General features: G+C 61.5%; 21 protein-coding genes. 10 read left to right on the top strand and 11 right to left on the bottom strand.

Features of this window, described 5'->3' with window-relative positions; genetic code table 11:
- Genes ABIT12_RS02385 through ttcA form a run of 3 tightly spaced genes read right to left on the bottom strand, consistent with a single transcriptional unit; the run spans position 1 to position 2,510 of the window.
- Positions 1 to 822 (bottom strand): inositol monophosphatase, encoded by an 822-nt coding sequence (locus ABIT12_RS02385; protein WP_348042959.1) that lies wholly within the window; start codon positions 820 to 822, stop codon positions 1 to 3.
- Between the two features lie 9 nt (positions 823 to 831).
- Positions 832 to 1,653 carry an inositol monophosphatase gene (locus tag ABIT12_RS02390; RefSeq protein WP_348042961.1) on the bottom strand — a complete coding sequence of 274 codons (822 nt, stop codon included), beginning with the start codon at positions 1,651 to 1,653 and terminating at the stop codon, positions 832 to 834.
- Positions 1,650 to 2,510 (bottom strand): tRNA 2-thiocytidine(32) synthetase TtcA, encoded by an 861-nt coding sequence (gene ttcA, locus ABIT12_RS02395; protein ID WP_348042963.1) that lies wholly within the window; start codon positions 2,508 to 2,510, stop codon positions 1,650 to 1,652. Before ttcA ends, ABIT12_RS02390 begins: the two co-directional genes overlap by 4 nt.
- A 175-nt stretch (positions 2,511 to 2,685) precedes the next feature.
- Here ttcA and sbmA point away from each other — a divergent pair, with 175 nt between their 5' ends.
- Entirely contained in the window at positions 2,686 to 3,987 is a 1,302-nt protein-coding gene (sbmA, locus tag ABIT12_RS02400; RefSeq protein WP_348042965.1) for a peptide antibiotic transporter SbmA, read from the top strand.
- A gap of 107 nt (positions 3,988 to 4,094) precedes the next feature.
- On the opposite strand, the gene rpsD is transcribed toward sbmA, so the two are convergent.
- The 5 genes from rpsD to ABIT12_RS02425 form a co-directional block, all read right to left on the bottom strand.
- Positions 4,095 to 4,712 carry a 30S ribosomal protein S4 gene (rpsD, locus tag ABIT12_RS02405; RefSeq protein ID WP_348042967.1) on the bottom strand — a complete coding sequence of 206 codons (618 nt, stop codon included), beginning with the start codon at positions 4,710 to 4,712 and terminating at the stop codon, positions 4,095 to 4,097.
- Positions 4,713 to 4,901: 189 nt separating this feature from the next.
- On the bottom strand, positions 4,902 to 6,143 hold the full coding sequence (locus tag ABIT12_RS02410) for an MFS transporter (RefSeq protein WP_348042969.1): 1,242 nt from the start codon (positions 6,141 to 6,143) through the stop codon (positions 4,902 to 4,904).
- A 92-nt stretch (positions 6,144 to 6,235) separates the two neighbouring features.
- Positions 6,236 to 7,030: an RNA methyltransferase gene (locus ABIT12_RS02415; protein WP_348042971.1), complete on the bottom strand. Its 795-nt coding sequence runs from the start codon at positions 7,028 to 7,030 to the stop codon at positions 6,236 to 6,238.
- Between the two features lie 66 nt (positions 7,031 to 7,096).
- Entirely contained in the window at positions 7,097 to 7,693 is a 597-nt protein-coding gene (locus tag ABIT12_RS02420; RefSeq protein WP_348042973.1) for a GNAT family protein, read from the bottom strand.
- A 102-nt stretch (positions 7,694 to 7,795) separates the two neighbouring features.
- Positions 7,796 to 8,374 carry a GNAT family protein gene (locus tag ABIT12_RS02425; protein ID WP_348042975.1) on the bottom strand — a complete coding sequence of 193 codons (579 nt, stop codon included), beginning with the start codon at positions 8,372 to 8,374 and terminating at the stop codon, positions 7,796 to 7,798.
- 111 nt (positions 8,375 to 8,485) lie between these two features.
- On the opposite strand from ABIT12_RS02425, the gene ABIT12_RS02430 reads away from it, so the two are divergent.
- Together ABIT12_RS02430 and ABIT12_RS02435 are read left to right on the top strand one after the other, a co-directional pair.
- Positions 8,486 to 8,908, top strand: a complete 423-nt coding sequence (locus ABIT12_RS02430; protein ID WP_348063278.1) for a GFA family protein — start codon at positions 8,486 to 8,488, stop codon at positions 8,906 to 8,908.
- Positions 8,909 to 8,910: 2 nt separating this feature from the next.
- Positions 8,911 to 9,252, top strand: a complete 342-nt coding sequence (locus ABIT12_RS02435; RefSeq protein ID WP_348042979.1) for a TfoX/Sxy family protein — start codon at positions 8,911 to 8,913, stop codon at positions 9,250 to 9,252.
- Positions 9,253 to 9,255: 3 nt separating this feature from the next.
- Here ABIT12_RS02435 and fabF read toward each other — a convergent pair whose 3' ends face one another.
- Complete coding sequence (fabF, locus tag ABIT12_RS02440; RefSeq protein ID WP_348042981.1) at positions 9,256 to 10,545, bottom strand: beta-ketoacyl-ACP synthase II; 1,290 nt, start codon at positions 10,543 to 10,545, stop codon at positions 9,256 to 9,258.
- A 57-nt stretch (positions 10,546 to 10,602) separates the two neighbouring features.
- The gene (locus ABIT12_RS02445; protein ID WP_348042983.1) at positions 10,603 to 11,019 is read right to left on the bottom strand and encodes a MarR family winged helix-turn-helix transcriptional regulator; all 417 of its coding nucleotides are present in this window, start codon (positions 11,017 to 11,019) and stop codon (positions 10,603 to 10,605) included.
- A 162-nt stretch (positions 11,020 to 11,181) separates the two neighbouring features.
- Here ABIT12_RS02445 and ABIT12_RS02450 point away from each other — a divergent pair, with 162 nt between their 5' ends.
- Positions 11,182 to 12,393 carry an NADP-dependent isocitrate dehydrogenase gene (locus ABIT12_RS02450; RefSeq protein WP_348042984.1) on the top strand — a complete coding sequence of 404 codons (1,212 nt, stop codon included), beginning with the start codon at positions 11,182 to 11,184 and terminating at the stop codon, positions 12,391 to 12,393.
- Between the two features lie 117 nt (positions 12,394 to 12,510).
- On the opposite strand, the gene ABIT12_RS02455 is transcribed toward ABIT12_RS02450, so the two are convergent.
- Complete coding sequence (locus ABIT12_RS02455) at positions 12,511 to 13,089, bottom strand: TetR/AcrR family transcriptional regulator (protein ID WP_348042986.1); 579 nt, start codon at positions 13,087 to 13,089, stop codon at positions 12,511 to 12,513.
- A gap of 73 nt (positions 13,090 to 13,162) precedes the next feature.
- Here ABIT12_RS02455 and ABIT12_RS02460 point away from each other — a divergent pair, with 73 nt between their 5' ends.
- The 6 genes from ABIT12_RS02460 to ABIT12_RS02485 all read left to right on the top strand — a co-directional run bounded on the left by ABIT12_RS02460 (position 13,163) and on the right by ABIT12_RS02485 (position 18,163).
- Positions 13,163 to 13,636, top strand: coding sequence for a hypothetical protein (locus ABIT12_RS02460; protein ID WP_348042988.1), 474 nt, complete (start codon positions 13,163 to 13,165; stop codon positions 13,634 to 13,636).
- A 110-nt stretch (positions 13,637 to 13,746) separates the two neighbouring features.
- Positions 13,747 to 14,154 (top strand): DUF6855 family protein, encoded by a 408-nt coding sequence (locus tag ABIT12_RS02465; protein WP_348042990.1) that lies wholly within the window; start codon positions 13,747 to 13,749, stop codon positions 14,152 to 14,154.
- A gap of 67 nt (positions 14,155 to 14,221) precedes the next feature.
- Entirely contained in the window at positions 14,222 to 14,803 is a 582-nt protein-coding gene (locus ABIT12_RS02470; protein WP_348042991.1) for a TetR family transcriptional regulator, read from the top strand.
- Between the two features lie 97 nt (positions 14,804 to 14,900).
- Positions 14,901 to 15,695, top strand: coding sequence for an SDR family oxidoreductase (locus ABIT12_RS02475; protein WP_348042993.1), 795 nt, complete (start codon positions 14,901 to 14,903; stop codon positions 15,693 to 15,695).
- Between the two features lie 191 nt (positions 15,696 to 15,886).
- Complete coding sequence (locus ABIT12_RS02480) at positions 15,887 to 16,915, top strand: aldo/keto reductase (protein ID WP_348042995.1); 1,029 nt, start codon at positions 15,887 to 15,889, stop codon at positions 16,913 to 16,915.
- 105 nt (positions 16,916 to 17,020) lie between these two features.
- A complete protein-coding gene (locus tag ABIT12_RS02485) occupies positions 17,021 to 18,163 on the top strand; it encodes an acyltransferase (RefSeq protein WP_348042997.1) in 1,143 nt (380 codons plus the stop codon).
- The last annotated feature ends 38 nt before the right edge of the window (positions 18,164 to 18,201 follow it).

Here is an 18,201-nt window from a genome sequence, read left to right on the forward strand (position 1 = left end):
TCAGAAGGAAAACACTTCCCTGCGCAGTTCGTCCCAACTGGCCTTGTCCGAGGCGATCAGCAGTCCGCCATCGGTATGGCTGGGCAGATATGCCGAACCATCCAGCCGCGCCGCATAGCCACCAGCCTCCTGGCTGATCAGCACGCCGCCCAGGTGATCCCAGGGCATCAGCTTGTTATACATCATGAATTGGCTGTGGCCCGAGGCAAAGGTGCGGTACTCGTGACCCGCGCAACGATAGCTGGTCGACACCCGCACCTTGGCGGTATTGGCCAGAATGCGCGCCTTGTCGGCACTCGGAATGAACGCCACCGACGCGTTGCCCACCATCTGTGCCAAAGACAGCGGAGCAGCCGCGTGCAGCCGCACCGCCTCGCCGTTCGGGCGTCGCAGCCAGGCGCCGCCCCCCTTCTCGGCCATCACCCAGTCATCGCCCATTGGATCGTAAATGATCCCGGCAATGGTCTCGCCCTTGCTGACCACCGCAGCCATCACTGCAAACACTGGCAGCCCGGCGGCATAATTGGCGGTGCCGTCGATCGGATCGACCACCACCGCCAGATCAGCACCGGCCAGGGCCGTCAGCAGCGCCGGATCGGCAGCGACCGACTCTTCGCCCACGAACAGCGCCGTCGGCATCAGTTTTTCCACCGCCGCCTTGACGAACCGCTCGGCGGCCTCATCGGCCTCGGTCACCAGATCGATGGCTTCGCTCTTGATCTTGACCATGCCCGCATCCAGCCGCCGGAACCGCGGCAGCACCTCGGCCTTGGCCGCCTCGCGCAAAATGGTCGCCAACTGGGCAATTTCAAAATGCGACATTGTGCGCTCCTAAATGGTTCCGATGATTTCGCGCCGCACCACATCCCAGCTTTCGCGGTCAGGCGCGGAAATAATCCCGCCTGCCGTCTCGCCCGGGCGATATGGGCTGCCGTCAAACTTGGCGGTATGGCCACCCGCCTCCTGATGCACCAATACACCCGCCAGATGATCCCATGGCATCAGATATTGATGACCGGCGAAATGCACCCGCCCCGTCGCCACCATCCAGTATTCGTAAGCTGAACAGCCATACGACATCATCAGCCGCGTCTTGGCCAGATTGGCGCCCACCTGCGTGCGGAGCGGTTCGCGCATATAGGTCGAGGTCATCGCCCCGATCATCTGATCAAGCGACACCGGCGGCGCCACCGCAATCCTGCGGCTTTGGCCATCCAGCCGCCGCATGAACGCCCCGCTACCGCGTTCGGCCACCAGCACATCGCCCTGCAATGGATCGCAGATGATCCCGGCCACCGTCTCGCCCCGGCGCGTCACCGCCAGTAAGGTGCCGAACAGCCCGATGCCGGCCGCAAAATTGAAGGTGCCATCGACAGGATCGATGACGAAGGCCAGTTCAGCCTCGGCCAATCCGGACATGACGCTCTTGTCGGCGGCATAGGCCTCCTCGCCCAGAATCATCGCCGAGGGATAAAGCGCCCGCAGCGCCGCCGTTATGTGCAACTCCGCGCCAATATCGGCCTGCGTCACCAGATCGATGTCAGAAGCCTTCTGCCCGATATCGCTGGCCTCGAGGTTGCGGAACCGTGGCACGATCTCGACGCGCCCGGCTTCACGGACGATTTCGATCAGTCCATCGACATCAATGTTCATCGGGCAGCGCCCAGCGCAGCGAAGTCAAACAGCTTTGGGTCGAGCAGGTGGCTCGGGTTCACATTGCCCAGCGCGCGGATCATCACGTCCTTGCGGCCTGGCATGCGCTTTTCGATGTCGTTGAGCATCGCCTTCATCGCATTGCGCTCCAGCCCGTCCTGCGACCCGCACAGGTCGCACGGAATGATCGGAAACTGCATGGCGTCGGAGAACTTCTGCATGTCGTCCTCGCCGCAATAAATCATCGGTCGCAGCACTTCCACAGTGCCCTCGTCGTTCATCAGCCGCGGCGGCATTGCTGCCAGCTTGCCGCCATGAAACAGGTTCATGAAGAAGGTTTCGAGACTGTCGTCACGATGATGGCCCAGAACCAGCGCCGAACAGCCCTCTTCGCGGGCAATGCGATACAGATTGCCGCGCCGCAGCCGCGAACACAGCGAACAATAGGTCGCACCCGCCGGCAGCTTTTCGGTGACGATGGAATAGGTGTCCCGATATTCGATCCGATGCTCGATGCCCAAACCTGTCAAAAATTCGGGCAGGATATGCTTGGGAAAATTCGGCTGCCCCTGATCGAGATTGCAGGCCAGAAGCTCGACCGGCAGCAGTCCGCGCCATTTCAGGTCGAGCAGGATGGCCAGCATGCCATAGCTGTCCTTGCCGCCCGAAAGCGCCACCAGCCAGCGTTCGCCGGCCCGCGCCATGGCAAACTTTTCGATTGCCTCGCGCGCATTGCGGATCAGCCGCTTGCGCAGCTTGTTGAACTCCACCGAGCGCGGCGCCAGCGCGTAAATCGGGTGCGCGCCCATACTGGTCGCCTCGTCCTCGATCTGCTCGGCCAGCACCAATTCGTTCATTCCGAAACTCTCCGCCCAAGGCTCCGTTGCTGATAACGCCTCAGGCCTTTGAGGGGAAGGAAAACCGGCGATCTTCGTGGATCACCAACATTACCAAGCTTTAATTCGGAATTCTTGCTTAAGTCGTTTTGCGTCAGTTAGATGACACAATCTCCCCGCCCACCAGGAGTCTCCGGTGTTCCGCTCATTCTTCCCCAATCCTAGACTTTTCTTCCTGTCGGCAGCGGCATGGATAGCGCTCACCATGCTCATCTGGTTCACCATCGGCGGCGCCGTCGAGCCCTATCTCAGCCTTGGTGGGTTGCTGGGCGTTCCGGTGACCGAAGCCAATCCGGCGCCGTTCTTCGACACCCACAAGGTCTGGCTCTACCAATATGTGATTGTTGCCGGCTACCTGTTCTGCGTGCCGTGGTTTTTCTGGAACGACAATCGCCGCTGGTACTGGTGGAGTGTTGTCGGCTCGGTCACCATCATCGAGGTGGTCTATTTCAATGTGCAGGTCAGCGCCTGGCTCAACGATTGGTATGGCTCGTTCTACGATCTGATCCAGACCGCGCTTGATCCGGCCAAGAAGGGCACGGTTACCCTCGAAGAATATTTTGGGCAGATCTCGACGGTCGCCCTCGTTTTTGCCGTCAACATCTTCGTGCTTGTCATCAATGCCTTCCTCAATGCGCATTACCTGCTGCGTTGGCGTCGGGCGATGACCTTCTACTACATGGCCAACTGGCCGCAGGTGCGCACCATCGAAGGCGCCGCCCAGCGCGTGCAGGAAGACACCCAGAACTTCTCGTCGATCGTTGAAGGCCTTGGGCTCAACATCATCTCGTCCTTCATGACGCTGATCGTGTTCCTGCCCATCCTGTGGAACCTTTCAACCCACATTATCGACATCCCGATCTTCGGGGCAGTCCAGGGCAGCCTGGTCTGGCTGGCGCTGTTCCAGGCGATCTTTGGCACCGTGCTGTTCGCCACCGTCGGCATACGGCTGCCGGGGCTGAACTTTGCCAATCAGCGGGTCGAAGCTGCATTCCGCAAGGAGCTGGTTTACGGCGAGGATGACGGCAATCGCGCCGAGCCGGTCACTGTACGCGAGCTGTTCAAGAACGTGCAGCGCAACTACTTCCGCATCTATTTCCACTACACCTACTTCAACGTCGCCCGGTACGCGTTCATCAACGCCTCGCAGTTCTTCCCCTATCTGGCGATGGGGCCGAGCATCATCGCTGGCGTTCTGACCTTTGGCTTGTTCCAGCAAATCCTGTCGGCCTTCGGCCAGGTGGCCGATTCATTCAGCTTCCTGATGAATTCGTGGACCACGATCATCAACCTGATCTCGATCTACCAGCGCCTGCGCGGCTTTGAAAAGCAGATCCCGCTGGAGACCAAGATTTTCGCCAACGACTACGACGATCTACGCTACCTCGACTCGCGGGGGGGCATTGCCGATCCACTGCCGCCGGGTGCGGTCGCCTGACAAAGACAGGGCCGCTCTCAGGAGCGGCCCTTTTCTCACCTGCACATCACCCAAAACAAAAGGGCCGCTCCAAGGAGCGGCCCTTTCCAATTCTGCGATCGATCGAATTAACGCGAGTAGAATTCGACGACCAGGTTCGGTTCCATCTGGACCGGATAGGGCACGTCCGACAGCGACGGCTTGCGCACATAGGTCGCGGTCATCTTGTGGTGGTCGGTCTGCACATATTCCGGAACGTCGCGCTCGGCCAGCTGGGTGGCTTCGATCAGCACTGCGAGCTGCTTGGAGCGCTCGCGCACTTCGATCACGTCGCCGATCTGCACCTGGTACGATGGGATATTGACGCGCTTGCCATTGATCAGGATGTGACCATGGGAAACGAACTGACGGGCAGCAAACACGGTTGCCACGAACTTGGCGCGATAAACGATCGCGTCCAGGCGGCTTTCCAGGAGGCCGATCAGGTTTTCGCCGGTGTCGCCCTTGACGCGGGCAGCTTCGGAATACAGACGCTTGAACGCCTTTTCGGTGATCGAGCCGTAATAGCCCTTGAGCTTCTGCTTGGCGCGGAGCTGCAGACCGTAGTCGCTCATTTTGCCCTTGCGGCGCTGACCATGCTGGCCGGGGCCATAGGCACGGGCATTGAGCGGGGACTTCGGACGACCCCAGATATTTTCGCCAAGACGGCGGTCGATCTTATGCTTAACTGAACTGCGCTTCGACATCGCGTATCCTTTCAAGAAACGTCGAAATGGATCGCGCCCTCCTCTGCCATCCGGAGAACCGGATGACCGACAGACCCCAAATATTAAGGAGATCCCGGGTGCGCCTATGGGCTCGAAAGCCTCGGTAGGTGCGCGCGTGATAAAGCGGGGAGCGCCCGAAGTCAAGCGCAGCCGGGCAATTGTCCGGCCCTAGGCCATTTTCTTGTCGAGCGTTTTCTGCTCGCGCAGGCCGGGGAACGCCCGGCTCCAGATCAGGGCAATCGCCATCGACCCGAACCCGCCGATGACCACCGCAGTCACCGGACCGAGCAGGGCCGCAACAGTGCCGGCGCGGAATTCGCCCAACTCGTTCGAGGCCCCGATAAACACCGAATTGACCGCGTTGACGCGCCCGCGCACCTCTTCGGGCGTCCACAGCTGCATGATGGTTTCACGGATGGTGACGCTGATCATGTCGCAGGCCCCGATCAGCGCCAACAGCGGGATCGAAATCCAGATCGTGGTCGAAAACCCGAACAGGGCAGTGAACAGGCCAAACAGGCCAACGAACAGGAATAGCGTCTTGCCGGCATTGTTGCGGATCGGGAAGCGCGTCAGCACCAGCCCCATCACGATGGCGCCAATGCCCGGTGCGGCACGCAGCATGCCCAAAGCCTGCGGCCCGGCATGCAAAATGTCCTTGGCATAGATCGGCAGCAGCGCCACCGCGCCGCCCATCATCACCGCGAACATATCCAGCGAAATTGCGCCGAGCACGATCTTGTTGGAGAAGATGTAGCGAAACCCGGCCAGCATGGTGCCCAGGCTGGTTGCCTGATGCGATTCCCGTCGCGGCGGCTTGGGGATCATCAGCACGGAAACCAGCGCGACCACGATCAAGACAGCGCCGGTGCCAAAAGCCGCGCTCGGCGCAATGCCGTAGAGCAGGCCACCGATAGCCGGCCCGATGATGGAGGCCGATTGCCAGGCCGCCGTATTGACGGTGATGGCGTTGGCCAAGGCTTCGCTGGGCACCAGATTTGGCGCCAGCGACTGTGCCGCCGGGTTCCAGAAGGCGCGCGCGGTGCCCAAGGTCACGAGGATGACGAAAATCGGCCAGACTTCGTGGGCCTTGGCGCCGACAAACGCCAGAAAGCCCAGCGCGCACAGCAGTTCCACCCCAAGGCAGATCGCCATGATGCGGCGGCGGTTGAACCGGTCGGAGGCCAGCCCCGTCACCAGGATCAGCAGCAGCGCCGGCAGGAACAGCGACAAACCGACGAGCCCGAGCAGGAAGGCGCTGCCGGTGACATCGTAAATCTGCCAGGCGATCGACACCGACATGATCTGGACAGCAAAACTCACCAGCAACGTCGTCAACCAGAAAAACCGGAAACCGGTATAGCTGAGCGCTTGCGTGGAGGGGGTGGCTGCTGCGGAGGGCTGGGTCATGGTGCCGCATCCATGCCATCAAGCTGCCGCCTGGTCAAAGCCGAAACCGTCCGTTCCGCCTATTTTTTGTGCGTGATTGCGAACGCGCCGACCTATTCCTGCGGCTTTTGCCGCTGCGGATTGGGCCGCTCATGCTTGCGATCAAGCGACGACAGCACCCCCCGCAAGGTCCGGATTTCCTGGCTGGAAAAATTTCCACGCGTCAGCATGGTGCGCAGATTGTTGATCACCGTTGGCCGCTTGTCCGGCGCGGTGAAGAAGCCGGACTGATCCAGCAGGCCTTCCAGATGCCCGAACAAGCCCACCAGTTCCTCGCGCGGCGCGGCATCCGCCAGCACATCGCCAAATGGCAGCGCCGTCCCCAGATCGCTCTGTCGGCGCCATTCATAGGCCAGGATCAACACCGCCTGCGCGATGTTCAAGGAAGCAAACGCCGCTTCCACGGGCAGCGTCACAATGGCGTCGGCCAGCGCCACCTCCTCGTTCAGCAAGCCCCAGCGTTCGCGACCGAACAGCAGGCCAGCCCCGCCACCGCCAGCAATATGGCCCACCAGGTTGCCGCCTGCCTCTTCGGGCCCAAATACCGGCTTTTGCAGGTCGCGTGGCCGCGCCGTGGTGGCATACACCATCGACAGATCGGCAATCGCCGCCTCGACGGTTTCAAACACCCGCACCCGCTGGATTACATGGTCGGCGCGCGACGCCGCATTGGTCGCCCGCTCGTTTGGCCAGCCATCGCGCGGACGCACCAGGCGCAAATCCCACAGCCCGAAATTGGCCATGGCCCGCGCTGCGGTGCCAATATTCTCGCCCAATTGCGGTTCGCACAAGATCACCGCTGGCGTCGGCCGCAAGACAATGTCGATGGAGGAGTCGGTGCCGGCCATGTGCTGAGTTCCCGTCAAGAGCCCGGGACATAACCCAACACAGGCGCATCACGCAAATAGCGGCTGCTAGGCCACCCGGTTCTGCCGCGGAATTTGATGCACCTTGCTCGACGGCCGCCATTCGCGATCGAGAATGGCAAAGTGCAATTCCTCGTCCCACTCGCCCTGGAACAGCGCGTGTTCGCGATAGTGTGCTTCGAGCCGCATGCCCATCTTTTCAAACAGCTTGGCCGAATGATGATTGCGCCCGTCGCAGCGCGCAAACACCCGATGAATATGGAAATGGTCGAAGGCGATATCGAGCACTGATGTGATCGCCTGGGTGGCAAGGCCCTGCCCCACATAACGCGGATGCAGGATGAAGGTCAGTTCGCCCTGCCCGGCCGTCGCATCCGACCAGCGCAGCGACACGTGCCCGATCACCGCCTCTTCGCCAGCCTTGACGATTGCCAGCGTGAAGATATCACCCGGCCGCTGCAGATTGACCTGCTCGCACATTGCCGCCACCGCCGCAGCCACGTCGCGCTTGTTGCGCATGACGCCATCAACATAACGCTGCGCATCTGCGAGGCAGATATAGCTGGCGACGGCTTCGGCGTCAGAGCGCTTGAATGGCCGCAGCGTCAGCAGATCGGTGTTGATCGGTAATTTCAACGACGTCATGGAAAGCTCCCTTCGCTCCGGCCCTGGGGCAGAAACGCGAAGGATTCAGGGAGGTTCCGCCGGTGTAGCTGGAATATCTTACCCACTGCGAAGGAAGGAATTCTATGCGGCTCCAGCGCTCTGCCGCTTGCGCCATTCCTGCCATAAAATGGCATAGATGAACTCTTCGTCCCACGAGCCTTTGACCAGGGCGTGTTCGCGGAAATGCGCTTCCCGCCGCATGCCAAGCCGCTCCATCAGCCGCCACGACCGCTCATTGCCTGTATCGCACCGCGCCATCACCCGATGAATATCGCCCGGCCCAAAGGCCAAAGCGAACAGCGCCTCCGACGCTTCGGTGGCATAACCCTTGCCCTGATATGTGGGGTGAAAAATCCAGCCGATTTCGGCCTGCCGATTGTCGGCGCTGCGCCAGATCAGCGACATCTCGCCGATAATCTGGCCGGTCTCCAGCAGTTCAACCGCGACAATGATCTTGTCGCCTTCGCTCTCGAAGGCGACCTGCCCGATCCGCTGCTGCACCGCCAGGGCACATTCGTCCCGGCTCAGGGCCACATCGAACAAAAACTGCGCCACATCCTCGCGCCGCCGATAGTCGAACACCGCATCGATATCGCCCCGCGTAAACGGGCGAAGCCGCAAGCGCGCTGTCTGCAGCGGAAAATCGGGATAAAGCGCCATAAACCCTCACCTCGGCGCACTTTGCCCACGCAGCGATCAAATGCAAGGCCCCGCTTGCCAGCCTGCGCCGCGCCATGCGAGTCTTGCGCCATGGAACGCCAACCCCGCCCCATGCTGGACCTGACGGCAGGCTGCGCCTGTGGCGCCGTCACGGTCACCCTCAAGGGCCAAGTCCAATCCATGCTGTTGTGCTCCTGCCGCGATTGCCAGCGTGCAACCGGCACCGGACATTCCAGCGTGGCGATGTTTAAGGCGGCCGATGTAAGCATCTCTGGCCCAGCCAAAAGCTATGCGCGAACAGCCGATTCCGGCGCAATCTTCACGCGCCACTTCTGCCCGCAGTGTGGTACTCCGCTTTACGGCAGTTCCAGTCGAGCACCCGATAGGCTGCTCGTTCCAGCTGGCCTGTTCGGCGACGCGGCAGACTGGTTCGCGCCCAATCAGCTGATTTTCGCCCGCAGCCATCACGGCTGGGATGTTATCGATCCCGACCTGCCCCAACATGAGCGCTATCGCGACAGCACGAGCCCCTGACCATGTCCGACCAATTGATTGAACTGTCCAACCGTATCCGTGACCTGCTCGATGGCGATCCACGCATCACCGAGAAGAAAATGTTCGGCGGGCTGAGTTTCCTGCTCAATGGCCACCTGTTCATCTCGGCCAAAAAAGACGGTCGCGCCATGATCGCCGTCGGCAAGGACAATTATGAGGCGGCCCTTGAACGCCCCGGCGCCCGCCCGATGACCCACGGCAAGGGGGCCATGACCGGCTTCATCTGGCTTGATGCTGATGAAGCCGAGTCAAAAGACACGCTGCGCGAGTGGATCGTGCTGGCCGAGCACCATGTGAAGACGCTCAAACCCAAGACCAAATAGCGCCTACTTGGCTTCGTATTTGGAAAACACCAAAGCCGCATTCACGCCGCCAAAGCCGAACGCATTGGCCAGCACGTGCTTGAGCGCCTTGGCCTTGGCGACGTTGGGGACCAGATCGAACTTGTCGGCCGCTTCGTCGGGCTGATCCAGGTTCAACGTCGCCGGCACCATGCCGTGACGGATCGCCTCGATCGACACGATCGCCGCCAGCGCCCCGGCCGCGCCGAGCAGATGGCCCGTTGCCGATTTCAACGCCGTCACCGCCAGATCCTTGCCGCGCCCGGCAAAAATCGCCGACAGGCCAGCGATTTCGGCGGCATCGCCAATTTCGGTCGAGGTGCTGTGCGCGCTGACATAGTCGATATCCGCCGCCGTCAGCTGCGCCATCTTCAGCGCATTGTTCATCGCAATCTGCGCCCCGGCGCCATCTGGCGAACCCGAGGTCAGGTGATAGGCATCGGCGGAAGTGCCATAGCCTGCCAGAATCGCCAGTGGCGTCGCGCCACGTGCCTTGGCATGGCTGAGCTTTTCGATCACCAGCACCGCCGCGCCTTCCGACAAAACAAAGCCGTCGCGCCCGGCATCGAACGGCCGCGAGGCCTTGGACGGCGCATCATTATGCGCCGTCGACAGCGCCCGCGCCGCGCCGAAACCGCCCAGCGAGATCGGATCGACCGAACCTTCAGCCCCACCAACAATGGCCACCTCGGCCTCGCCGGTCATGATCAGGCGCATGCCATCACCGATTGCCTGCGCCGAAGCCGCACACGCGGTCACCGGCGTGCCGATCGGACCCTTGAAGCCGTAGCGGATCGAAATCCAGCCGGCGGCCAGATTGGCGAGGAACGATGGCACAGTGAATGGCGATAACCGCCGCGGGCCTTTCTCGGCCACCGTCAGCGCGGCCTTGGCCATCACCGGCGAACCACCAACGCCCGAGGCGATCACCGTCGCCGTGGAAATTTGCTCGTCCAGCGTCTTCGGTTCCCAACCGGACTGCGCAATCGCCTCGGCAGCCGCGACCAGACCGTACTGGATGAACAGGTCCATCTTCTTGACGTCCTTGGCATCAATCGCCACCAGCGGATCAAAGCCTTCCGGATCGGTTTCCTTGCTCGGCACCAGACCGGCGATGGTCGCGGTAAAGCCGGTCGTGTCGAACCGGTCATTGTGAACAATGCCGCTCTTGCCCGCCATCAGCCGCGTCCAGTTGGTCTGCACACCAACGCCCAGCGGCGAGACGACGCCCATACCGGTCACCACGATCGGATCAGCGCTATCGGGAATGAGCATTCAATTCTCCTGTGTATCTACACGGTTGCGGGCGTTGATCGCCCATTTCAGTCAATTTCAAAGGCTCGCCAGCAGCCGCAGCGTGCTGACGGTTTCGTCCATCGAATGCGGCGCCAGCGCATCGCGCAGCTCCGCCTGCGCCTTGCGCCATTCCGGCACCAGCGACGCCGCCAGCACCCGCCCCGCCTCGGTCAGCGCGCAGACCCGGCCATTTCCTTTGGCCGCGTCATGCCGCTCTACCAGTTGCTTGCGCGCCAGCACATCCAGATTACGCGACAGCGTCGAGCGCTCCATCGCAATCGACTGTGCCAAATCCGTGACCGATCGATCCGGACTGGAGGCAATGGAATTCAAAATCGTAAACTGCGCCGCCGTAATCCCGAATGGCCGCAGCCGCCGGTCATAGCGCCGCGTGATCGCGCGGGCCGCCATGCGGGTGTTGAGCACCAGACACTGATCGAATTCCCTGTCCATGCGCCATCATGTAGGCGTGTAGATACACGCAGTCAAGAATGGGCGTTATCGCCGTTCCGGGCATGCCCCCTTGCCCAGCCAGCCTTTGCGCTTTGCCCGGCGAATGCTATATGGGCCAAGACAGTGGCTGCGGCCAAACCACAGATTTCAGGGAGCTTTTGTATGTCCAAGATTAAAGTCGCCAACCCGGTCGTCGACCTCGACGGCGATGAGATGACCCGCATCATCTGGCAGGCGATCAAGGACAAGCTGATCCATCCCTATCTCGATCTGCCGATTGAATATTATGACCTCAGCGTCGAAAATCGCGACGCCACCAATGATCAGGTGACCATCGATTCTGCCCACGCCATCCAGAAATACGGCGTCGGCATCAAGTGCGCCACCATCACCCCCGATGAGCAGCGCGTCGAGGAATTCAAGCTCAAGAAGATGTGGAAGTCGCCCAACGGCACCATCCGCAACATCCTGGGCGGCGTGATCTTCCGCGAACCCATCATCTGCAAGAATGTGCCGCGCCTGGTGCCCGGCTGGACCCAGCCGATCATCGTCGGCCGCCATGCTTTTGGCGACCAGTATCGCGCCACCGATTTCCGCTTCCCCGGCAAGGGCACGCTGACCATCAAGTTCACCGGCGAAGACGGCAAGGTCATCGAGCACGAAGTCTACCAGGCGCCAGGCGCCGGCGTGGCCATGGCCATGTACAACCTCGACGATTCGATCCGCGACTTCGCCTATTCGTCGCTGAACTACGCCTATGATCGCGGCGTGCCCTGCTACCTCTCCACCAAGAACACCATCCTCAAGGCCTATGACGGGCGCTTCAAGGATATCTTCCAGGACATCTACGACCGCGAATTCAAGGAAAAGTACGAAGCCAAGAAGATCTGGTACGAGCACCGCCTGATCGACGACATGGTCGCTTCGGCCCTCAAGTGGTCCGGCGGCTATGTCTGGGCCTGCAAGAACTATGACGGCGACGTGCAGTCCGACATCGTAGCGCAGGGTTTTGGCTCGCTCGGCCTGATGACTTCGGTTCTGGCGACCCCCGATGGCAAGATCGTCGAAGCCGAAGCCGCCCATGGCACGGTGACCCGTCACTACCGCCAGCATCAGCAGGGCAAGGAAACCTCGACCAATTCCACCGCCTCGATCTTTGCCTGGACCCGTGGCCTCGCCCATCGCGCCAAGCTCGACGGCAACGACGCCCTCAAGAATTTCGCCCTGACCCTCGAAAAGGTGACCGTCGACACCATCGAAGAAGGCAAGATGACCAAGGACCTGTCCCTGCTCGTCGGCCCGGATCAGCCATGGCTCTCCACCATCGGGTTCCTCGATGCCATCGACCAGAACCTGCAGAAGGCCATGGCGTAAGCCAGACCCAAGCATTTTCGAAGAGGCCGGATCATTGATCCGGCCTTTATTGCCCCTGCGCCGCCCAGCATGTGCCGAAAGCCGGCACCCCCGGAAGCGCAGGGCGACGAAGACCAGTTAAATACGAAGGCCGTCGAGCATTGCAGCGAGCGACTCTTCGACATTTTCCCGCCACTCGCCCGGCGCATCGACCTGCCCGAGCAGCATGGCGGCTTCGGTCAACGCCCCCAGCAGCAGGTGCGCAAGTGGTTTGACTGGCCGACGCTTGATCGACCCACTGTCCATCGCCGCCTCAAGCGCGCCCTGCAGCAGGCCCAAACCGTATTTCGCGTCCATCTCCCGCCAACGCAGCCACCCCAGCGCCGCCGGCCCGTCGACGAATAAAATTATGCGCATTTCGGGTCGCTCACTGAGATCAAGAAACACCTGCATCCCGCGGTGCAGCGCTTTCCAGGGGTCTTGAACGGTGCGCGTCGCTTGCGCGATCGCAAGATGCATTTCCTGCATCAACGCCTCGACCACCGCAGCAAACAGTTCAAGTTTGCCGTGGTAGTGATGGTACAGCGCACCACGCGTCAACTTGGCCGCCCTGGCCAGATCTTCCGTGCTGACCTCGGCAAACCCCCTGAAAAATTCCCTGCGCGCGACGTTTACCAACGTTGCCCGGGTCGCTTCGCTGTGCTCGGCATTGCTCATTGACATTACATACACACCGTTTGTAAGTTGCATACAGACAGACTGTATGTATCAACAGGTGGGCGGGATACACATGGAGAAACTGTATTTTTTTTCGGCATTGGGGTCGATGACGATAACAGCGGCCTTGCTGTGGCGTTGGTTTATCTCGCCTTGGGCGCGGTCGCTCCAGCCCGTTGCCGGCTTGCAAGTGCTGTTGGTGGTGCACTGTTTTAGATTTATCAGCCCCATTTCCCTGATGCCGGGCGTCACCATGCCCGGCCTTTCGACCGAGTTCACCTACCCGCAAGTCCTGGGTGACATGGCCACCACAGCCTTCGCCTTGGTGGCAATTGCGGCACTAAGACAGCGTGCACGTTGGGCGATCGGATGGGTATGGTTCACCAACTGTTTTGGCCTGCTGGATTTGGCTGTCGTCACCGTGCAGGGGTTGCGGTTTCAGTTTGCCGAGCATGTCGGGGCGATGTTTTACGTCATCGCTTGGTTCGTGCCATGGCTGATGGTCTCGCATCTGCTCCTGTTCAAGGCGCTGCGCGAGCGCTCTTGAGGGAGATTCACCGGCGCAAATATCAAGGCTGGGTCCATCCCACCCAGTCTTTTGCACTTGCATTTGCCCGTCAGCCAGACCCACACTATAACCAAGGCGGAGGCAAGAAGATGACCCAAGGGAGCGGCACGAAAGACGATCCCTGGCAGCTCAAGACGCCGCCCAATACCTCCGACATCCTGATGTATCGCGACGAAACCGCCAGCCCACCAGCGCTGGTCTGCTTCGCCAGCGGCACCGAATTACGCTACCAGCTTCGCTGCATTGAGGATGCCGTCGCCATGCTCAAGGCCCATGGCGACTGGATGGAACTCGGCAATGCCGACGAACAAAAGCCCGCCAAGGAAGGCACGCTGGAAGCCTGGGCCCGTTCCCCCGACAACCCCGTCGGCGGCTTTTACGGCATCAAGAAAGGCCTGCGCGGCCGCTTCGGCAACTACGTCTCGCCAGTGCTCGAAGTGCTGGGCCTCGCCGAATTGGAGCATGGCCCCCGCAACAATCGCATCCGCGCCAGGTAGCGCTTTTTCGTCCTGCCTCTTTGTTTTCATGTCGGCCATCATATATTCTCCATCCAAGGAGACCATCATGGCCAAGGCAAGCAGGCAGCAGGCAAGCGAACATCATCAGGGCATTCTGGACGCGGCGTCGCATCTGTTTCGCAAGCAGGGTGTCGCGGCCACCAGCGTGCCCGAAATCATGCGGGCCGCCGGGCTGACCCATGGCGGCTTCTACGGCCATTTCGCCTCCAAGGAAGCCTTGGCCGCCCAGGCAACCGCCCACGCCTTCGACTGGCTCGATGACCTGTTCACCACCATCACCACGCGCAGTGCGGGCAACAACGCCGCCGCGCGCCGCGACCTGCTGCAGACCTATCTCTCCGCAACCCACCGTGACGATCCCGCCAATGGCTGCGTCGTCGCCGCGCTGGCCAATGATATCGGCCGCAACCCTGCCGATACCGGCACGGCCAATGCCTTTGTTAAGGGGCTCGAGGCAGCAATCGCGCGCATGGCCGGCGACACTGGCATCAGCACCGACCGGGCCGGTGCGCTGGTGGATTATGCCACCGTTGTCGGCGCCATCACCCTCGCCCGCGCCACCGCAGGGACGCCGCTGTCCGAAGAAATCCTCAGCACCGTCAAGACCGCCCTGCTCACCAAGGCCTAGGCGCAAAATTCTTTTCGTGACCTCTCTTGCATATTTATATGATGACCATAATTTAAGTGACACCACGCTGGGTGGTGCAAGATTTTGGAATGTTGAAATGACCGAAGCACATAATGGCAAGACCGCGCTGATCACCGGCGCATCCGAAGGCATCGGCGCCGTCTATGCCGACCGGCTGGCCACGCGCGGCTACAATCTGGTGCTGGTGGCCCGCAGCATCGACAAGCTCGAAGCGCTCGCCACGACCTTGCGCCAACAAACCGGCCGCAGCATCGAAATTCTTCCTGCCGATCTTGCCAACCGCGACGATCTGCAGCGCGTCGAGGCTCGCCTTGCCGCCACTCCGGCGGTGGATTTGCTGGTCAACAATGCCGGCATCAACAAGGGCGGCTCGTTCGCCGAGCTCAGTTCGGCCTCGGTCAGTGCCGTGGTCGATCTCAACGTCACCGCCGTCGCTCGCCTTGCCTGGGCTGCGTCTGGCCCGATGGTCGCCCGCGGCAGCGGCACCATCATCAACATCGCATCGGTGATGGCATTGATGCATATGCCCACCTCGGCGCTCTACAGCGCCACCAAGGCATTCGTGCTGACGCTGACGCAGGCGCTGGATGTTGATCTGGCCGGCAAAGGCGTCCATCTGCAGGCCGTTCTGCCCGGCGCCACCCGCACGGCCATCTGGGCCAAGTCCGGCACGCCGGTGGAATACCTGCCCCAGGAAATCGTCATGGAAACCGAAGCCATGGTCGATGCCTCCCTCGCTGGTCTGGATCAGGGCGAGCTGGTCACCATCCCCGCCCTGCCCGAACGCGCCCATTGGGATCAGTTCGAGGCCGCGCGCCATCAGCTGGCGCCCAATCTCTCCCGCGCCCAGCCGGCCGGGCGCTATCTCTAGCGTGCTGCACGCGCCAAAATCACCACGGCGCCCTGCGGGGCGCCGTTTTCGTTTCGTGAAAATGCCATATCCGTGCTATAGACTTTGCTTGTCGGCACACCGTTCCTGCCCGGCGCTTCACCCATTTTGAAGTCTTGCCCCGCCCTTACAGGCGTCGACGCAGTGTCATATCTTTCATGAAGGACGCACCCATGCGTTACAAATCCCTTGGAGGGACGGGCTTGCTCGTCTCTGAAATTTGCCTTGGCACCATGACATTCGGTGGCGCCGGTTTCTGGACCGCCATCGGCCAACTCGATCAGGGCACCGCCGACTCCATCGTCGCCCGCGCCCTCGATGCTGGCGTCAATTTCATTGATACCGCAGACGTTTACTCCGAAGGCCTCTCCGAAGAGATCACCGGCCGCGCCATGGTCAACTCCGGCCGCAAGCGCACCGACATCGTGCTGGCCACCAAATGCACCGGCGGCACCGGCAAGGGCGTCAACGATCGCGGCTCGTCGCGCGGCCACATCATGGATGCGGTCAAGGCGAGCCTCAAACGCCTCAACACCGACTACATCGACCTCTACCAGATCCATTCGCAGGACGAATTGACCCCGGTCGAGGAAACCGTCCGCGCGCTCGAAGACCTGGTCCAGCAGGGCCACGTTCGCTATGTCGGCGTCTCCAACTGGGCCGCCTGGCGCATCATGAAGGCGCTTGGCATTGCCGACAAGCATGGCTGGGCGCGCTTTTCCACCATGCAGTCCTACTACACCATTGCCGGGCGTGATCTGGAACGCGAACTGATGCACGTCCTGACCGAAGAAAAGCTCGGCCTGATGGTGTGGAGCCCGCTCGCCGGTGGTCTGCTCAGCGGCAAGTACAACCGCGACGGCAGCGGCCCCGAAGGCTCCCGCCGCGTCAATTTTGATTTCCCGCCCGTCAACAAGGACCGCGCCTTTGATGCGGTCGATGTGATGCGCGAAATCGGCGACAGCATGGGCGTTTCGGTTGCCCGTATCGCGCTGGCCTGGTTGCTGCACCAGAAGCATGTGATGTCGGTGATCATTGGCGCCAAGTCGGTCGAACAACTCGACGACAACCTCGCCGCGGTTGACATCGTCCTCTCGCCCGAACAGTTGGAAAAGCTCGACAAGGTCAGCGCCCTGCCGCCTGAATATCCCGGCTGGATGATCGAGCGCCAGAATGCCACGAGCCCCAAGCTCAAGGCCTGATCGATACCGGCGGCGCCAAAAGCGCCGCCGTTTTGCTTTAGCGCCCGAACCGAAAATTAGCGGTTCGCCGCTACCATTCGCCCCAACCAACCTGCCGGGCGGATGATGAACCAGCACCTGATCGATCCATCGCTGCACACCGCCAACCCGGTCAATCCACCCCTGCGGCTGGACGAACTCACCGCCGCGCGCGGCTTTGCCGCCTGCTTCGTCGTGCTCTACCATGTCGATGCCTATGCGCAGGGCTTTCTCAGCCGCTGGTTCCCGCCGCTGCATTATGGGCCGCTGGCCGTGGACTTCTTCTTCGTGCTCTCGGGCTTCGTGCTCACCCACGTCTATCGCGACGCCTGGCGCAATGGCAGCTATCGCCATGCCAGTTTCATGCTCAAGCGTTTCGCCCGCGTCTGGCCGCTCCATATCGCCACCCTGCTCGGCGTCGCCGCGCTGATCCTGGTCGGCACCCGCCTCGGCCTGGTGCCCGATTGGCAACCGAGCGTGACGTCGTTCCTGCTCAACGTCACCATGCTGCACGCTACCGGCCTCGCCTCCGAGCTTGCGTGGAACCAACCCTCGTGGTCGATCAGCGCCGAGTGGTGCGCTTATCTGGCGTTTCCGCTGTTCCTGCTGGCGGTCGATCGCCTGCCCAGTCTGCTCGCCCGGCTCATTGCCGCGGCGCTGCTCTTCGTCATCTGTGCGCTGGTCGCGAGCCAGGTTCTGCACGAAGACCTGATGGAAATGACCATCCATATCGGCGTTCTGCGCATCATTCCCTCATTCTTTGCCGGGGTCGTGCTGCGCTACTGGCTGGATCAAACCAGCACGCCTGATGCCCGCGACACCGGCTTGTTGTCGATGCTGCTGCTGGCGACGCTCGCCGCAGCGCTCAATGCCGCCTGGCTTGGTGCGGCCAATGCAGTGTTCTGGCCGATCATCATCGTCACCATCCTGCTGCTGGCCCATCGCGGAAAATCCGCCAAAGCCGGGCTGATGCGCGCCAAACCCCTGCTCTGGCTCGGCGATATTTCCTATGCGCTGTATCTAGTCCACGCCCCCGTCCTGATGCTGGCTTTCGGCGTCGGCGGCAAGCTGCTGCATCTCACCACGCCGGCCGCCCTCGCTATGCTCGGCCTGATAGCCTTTGCGGTGGCCATCGCCATCGCCCATCTGGCGCATGTGCTGATCGAGCGCCCCGCCCAGCGCCTGATCGTTGGCTTGGCCAAACCCAAACAGCAGACCGCTGCGGCCTGAAACAAAAAGGGCGCCACCCTGCGGCAGCGCCCCACATT

Source organism: Devosia sp. (genome assembly GCF_039927955.1).
GTDB lineage: Bacteria > Pseudomonadota > Alphaproteobacteria > Rhizobiales > Devosiaceae > Devosia.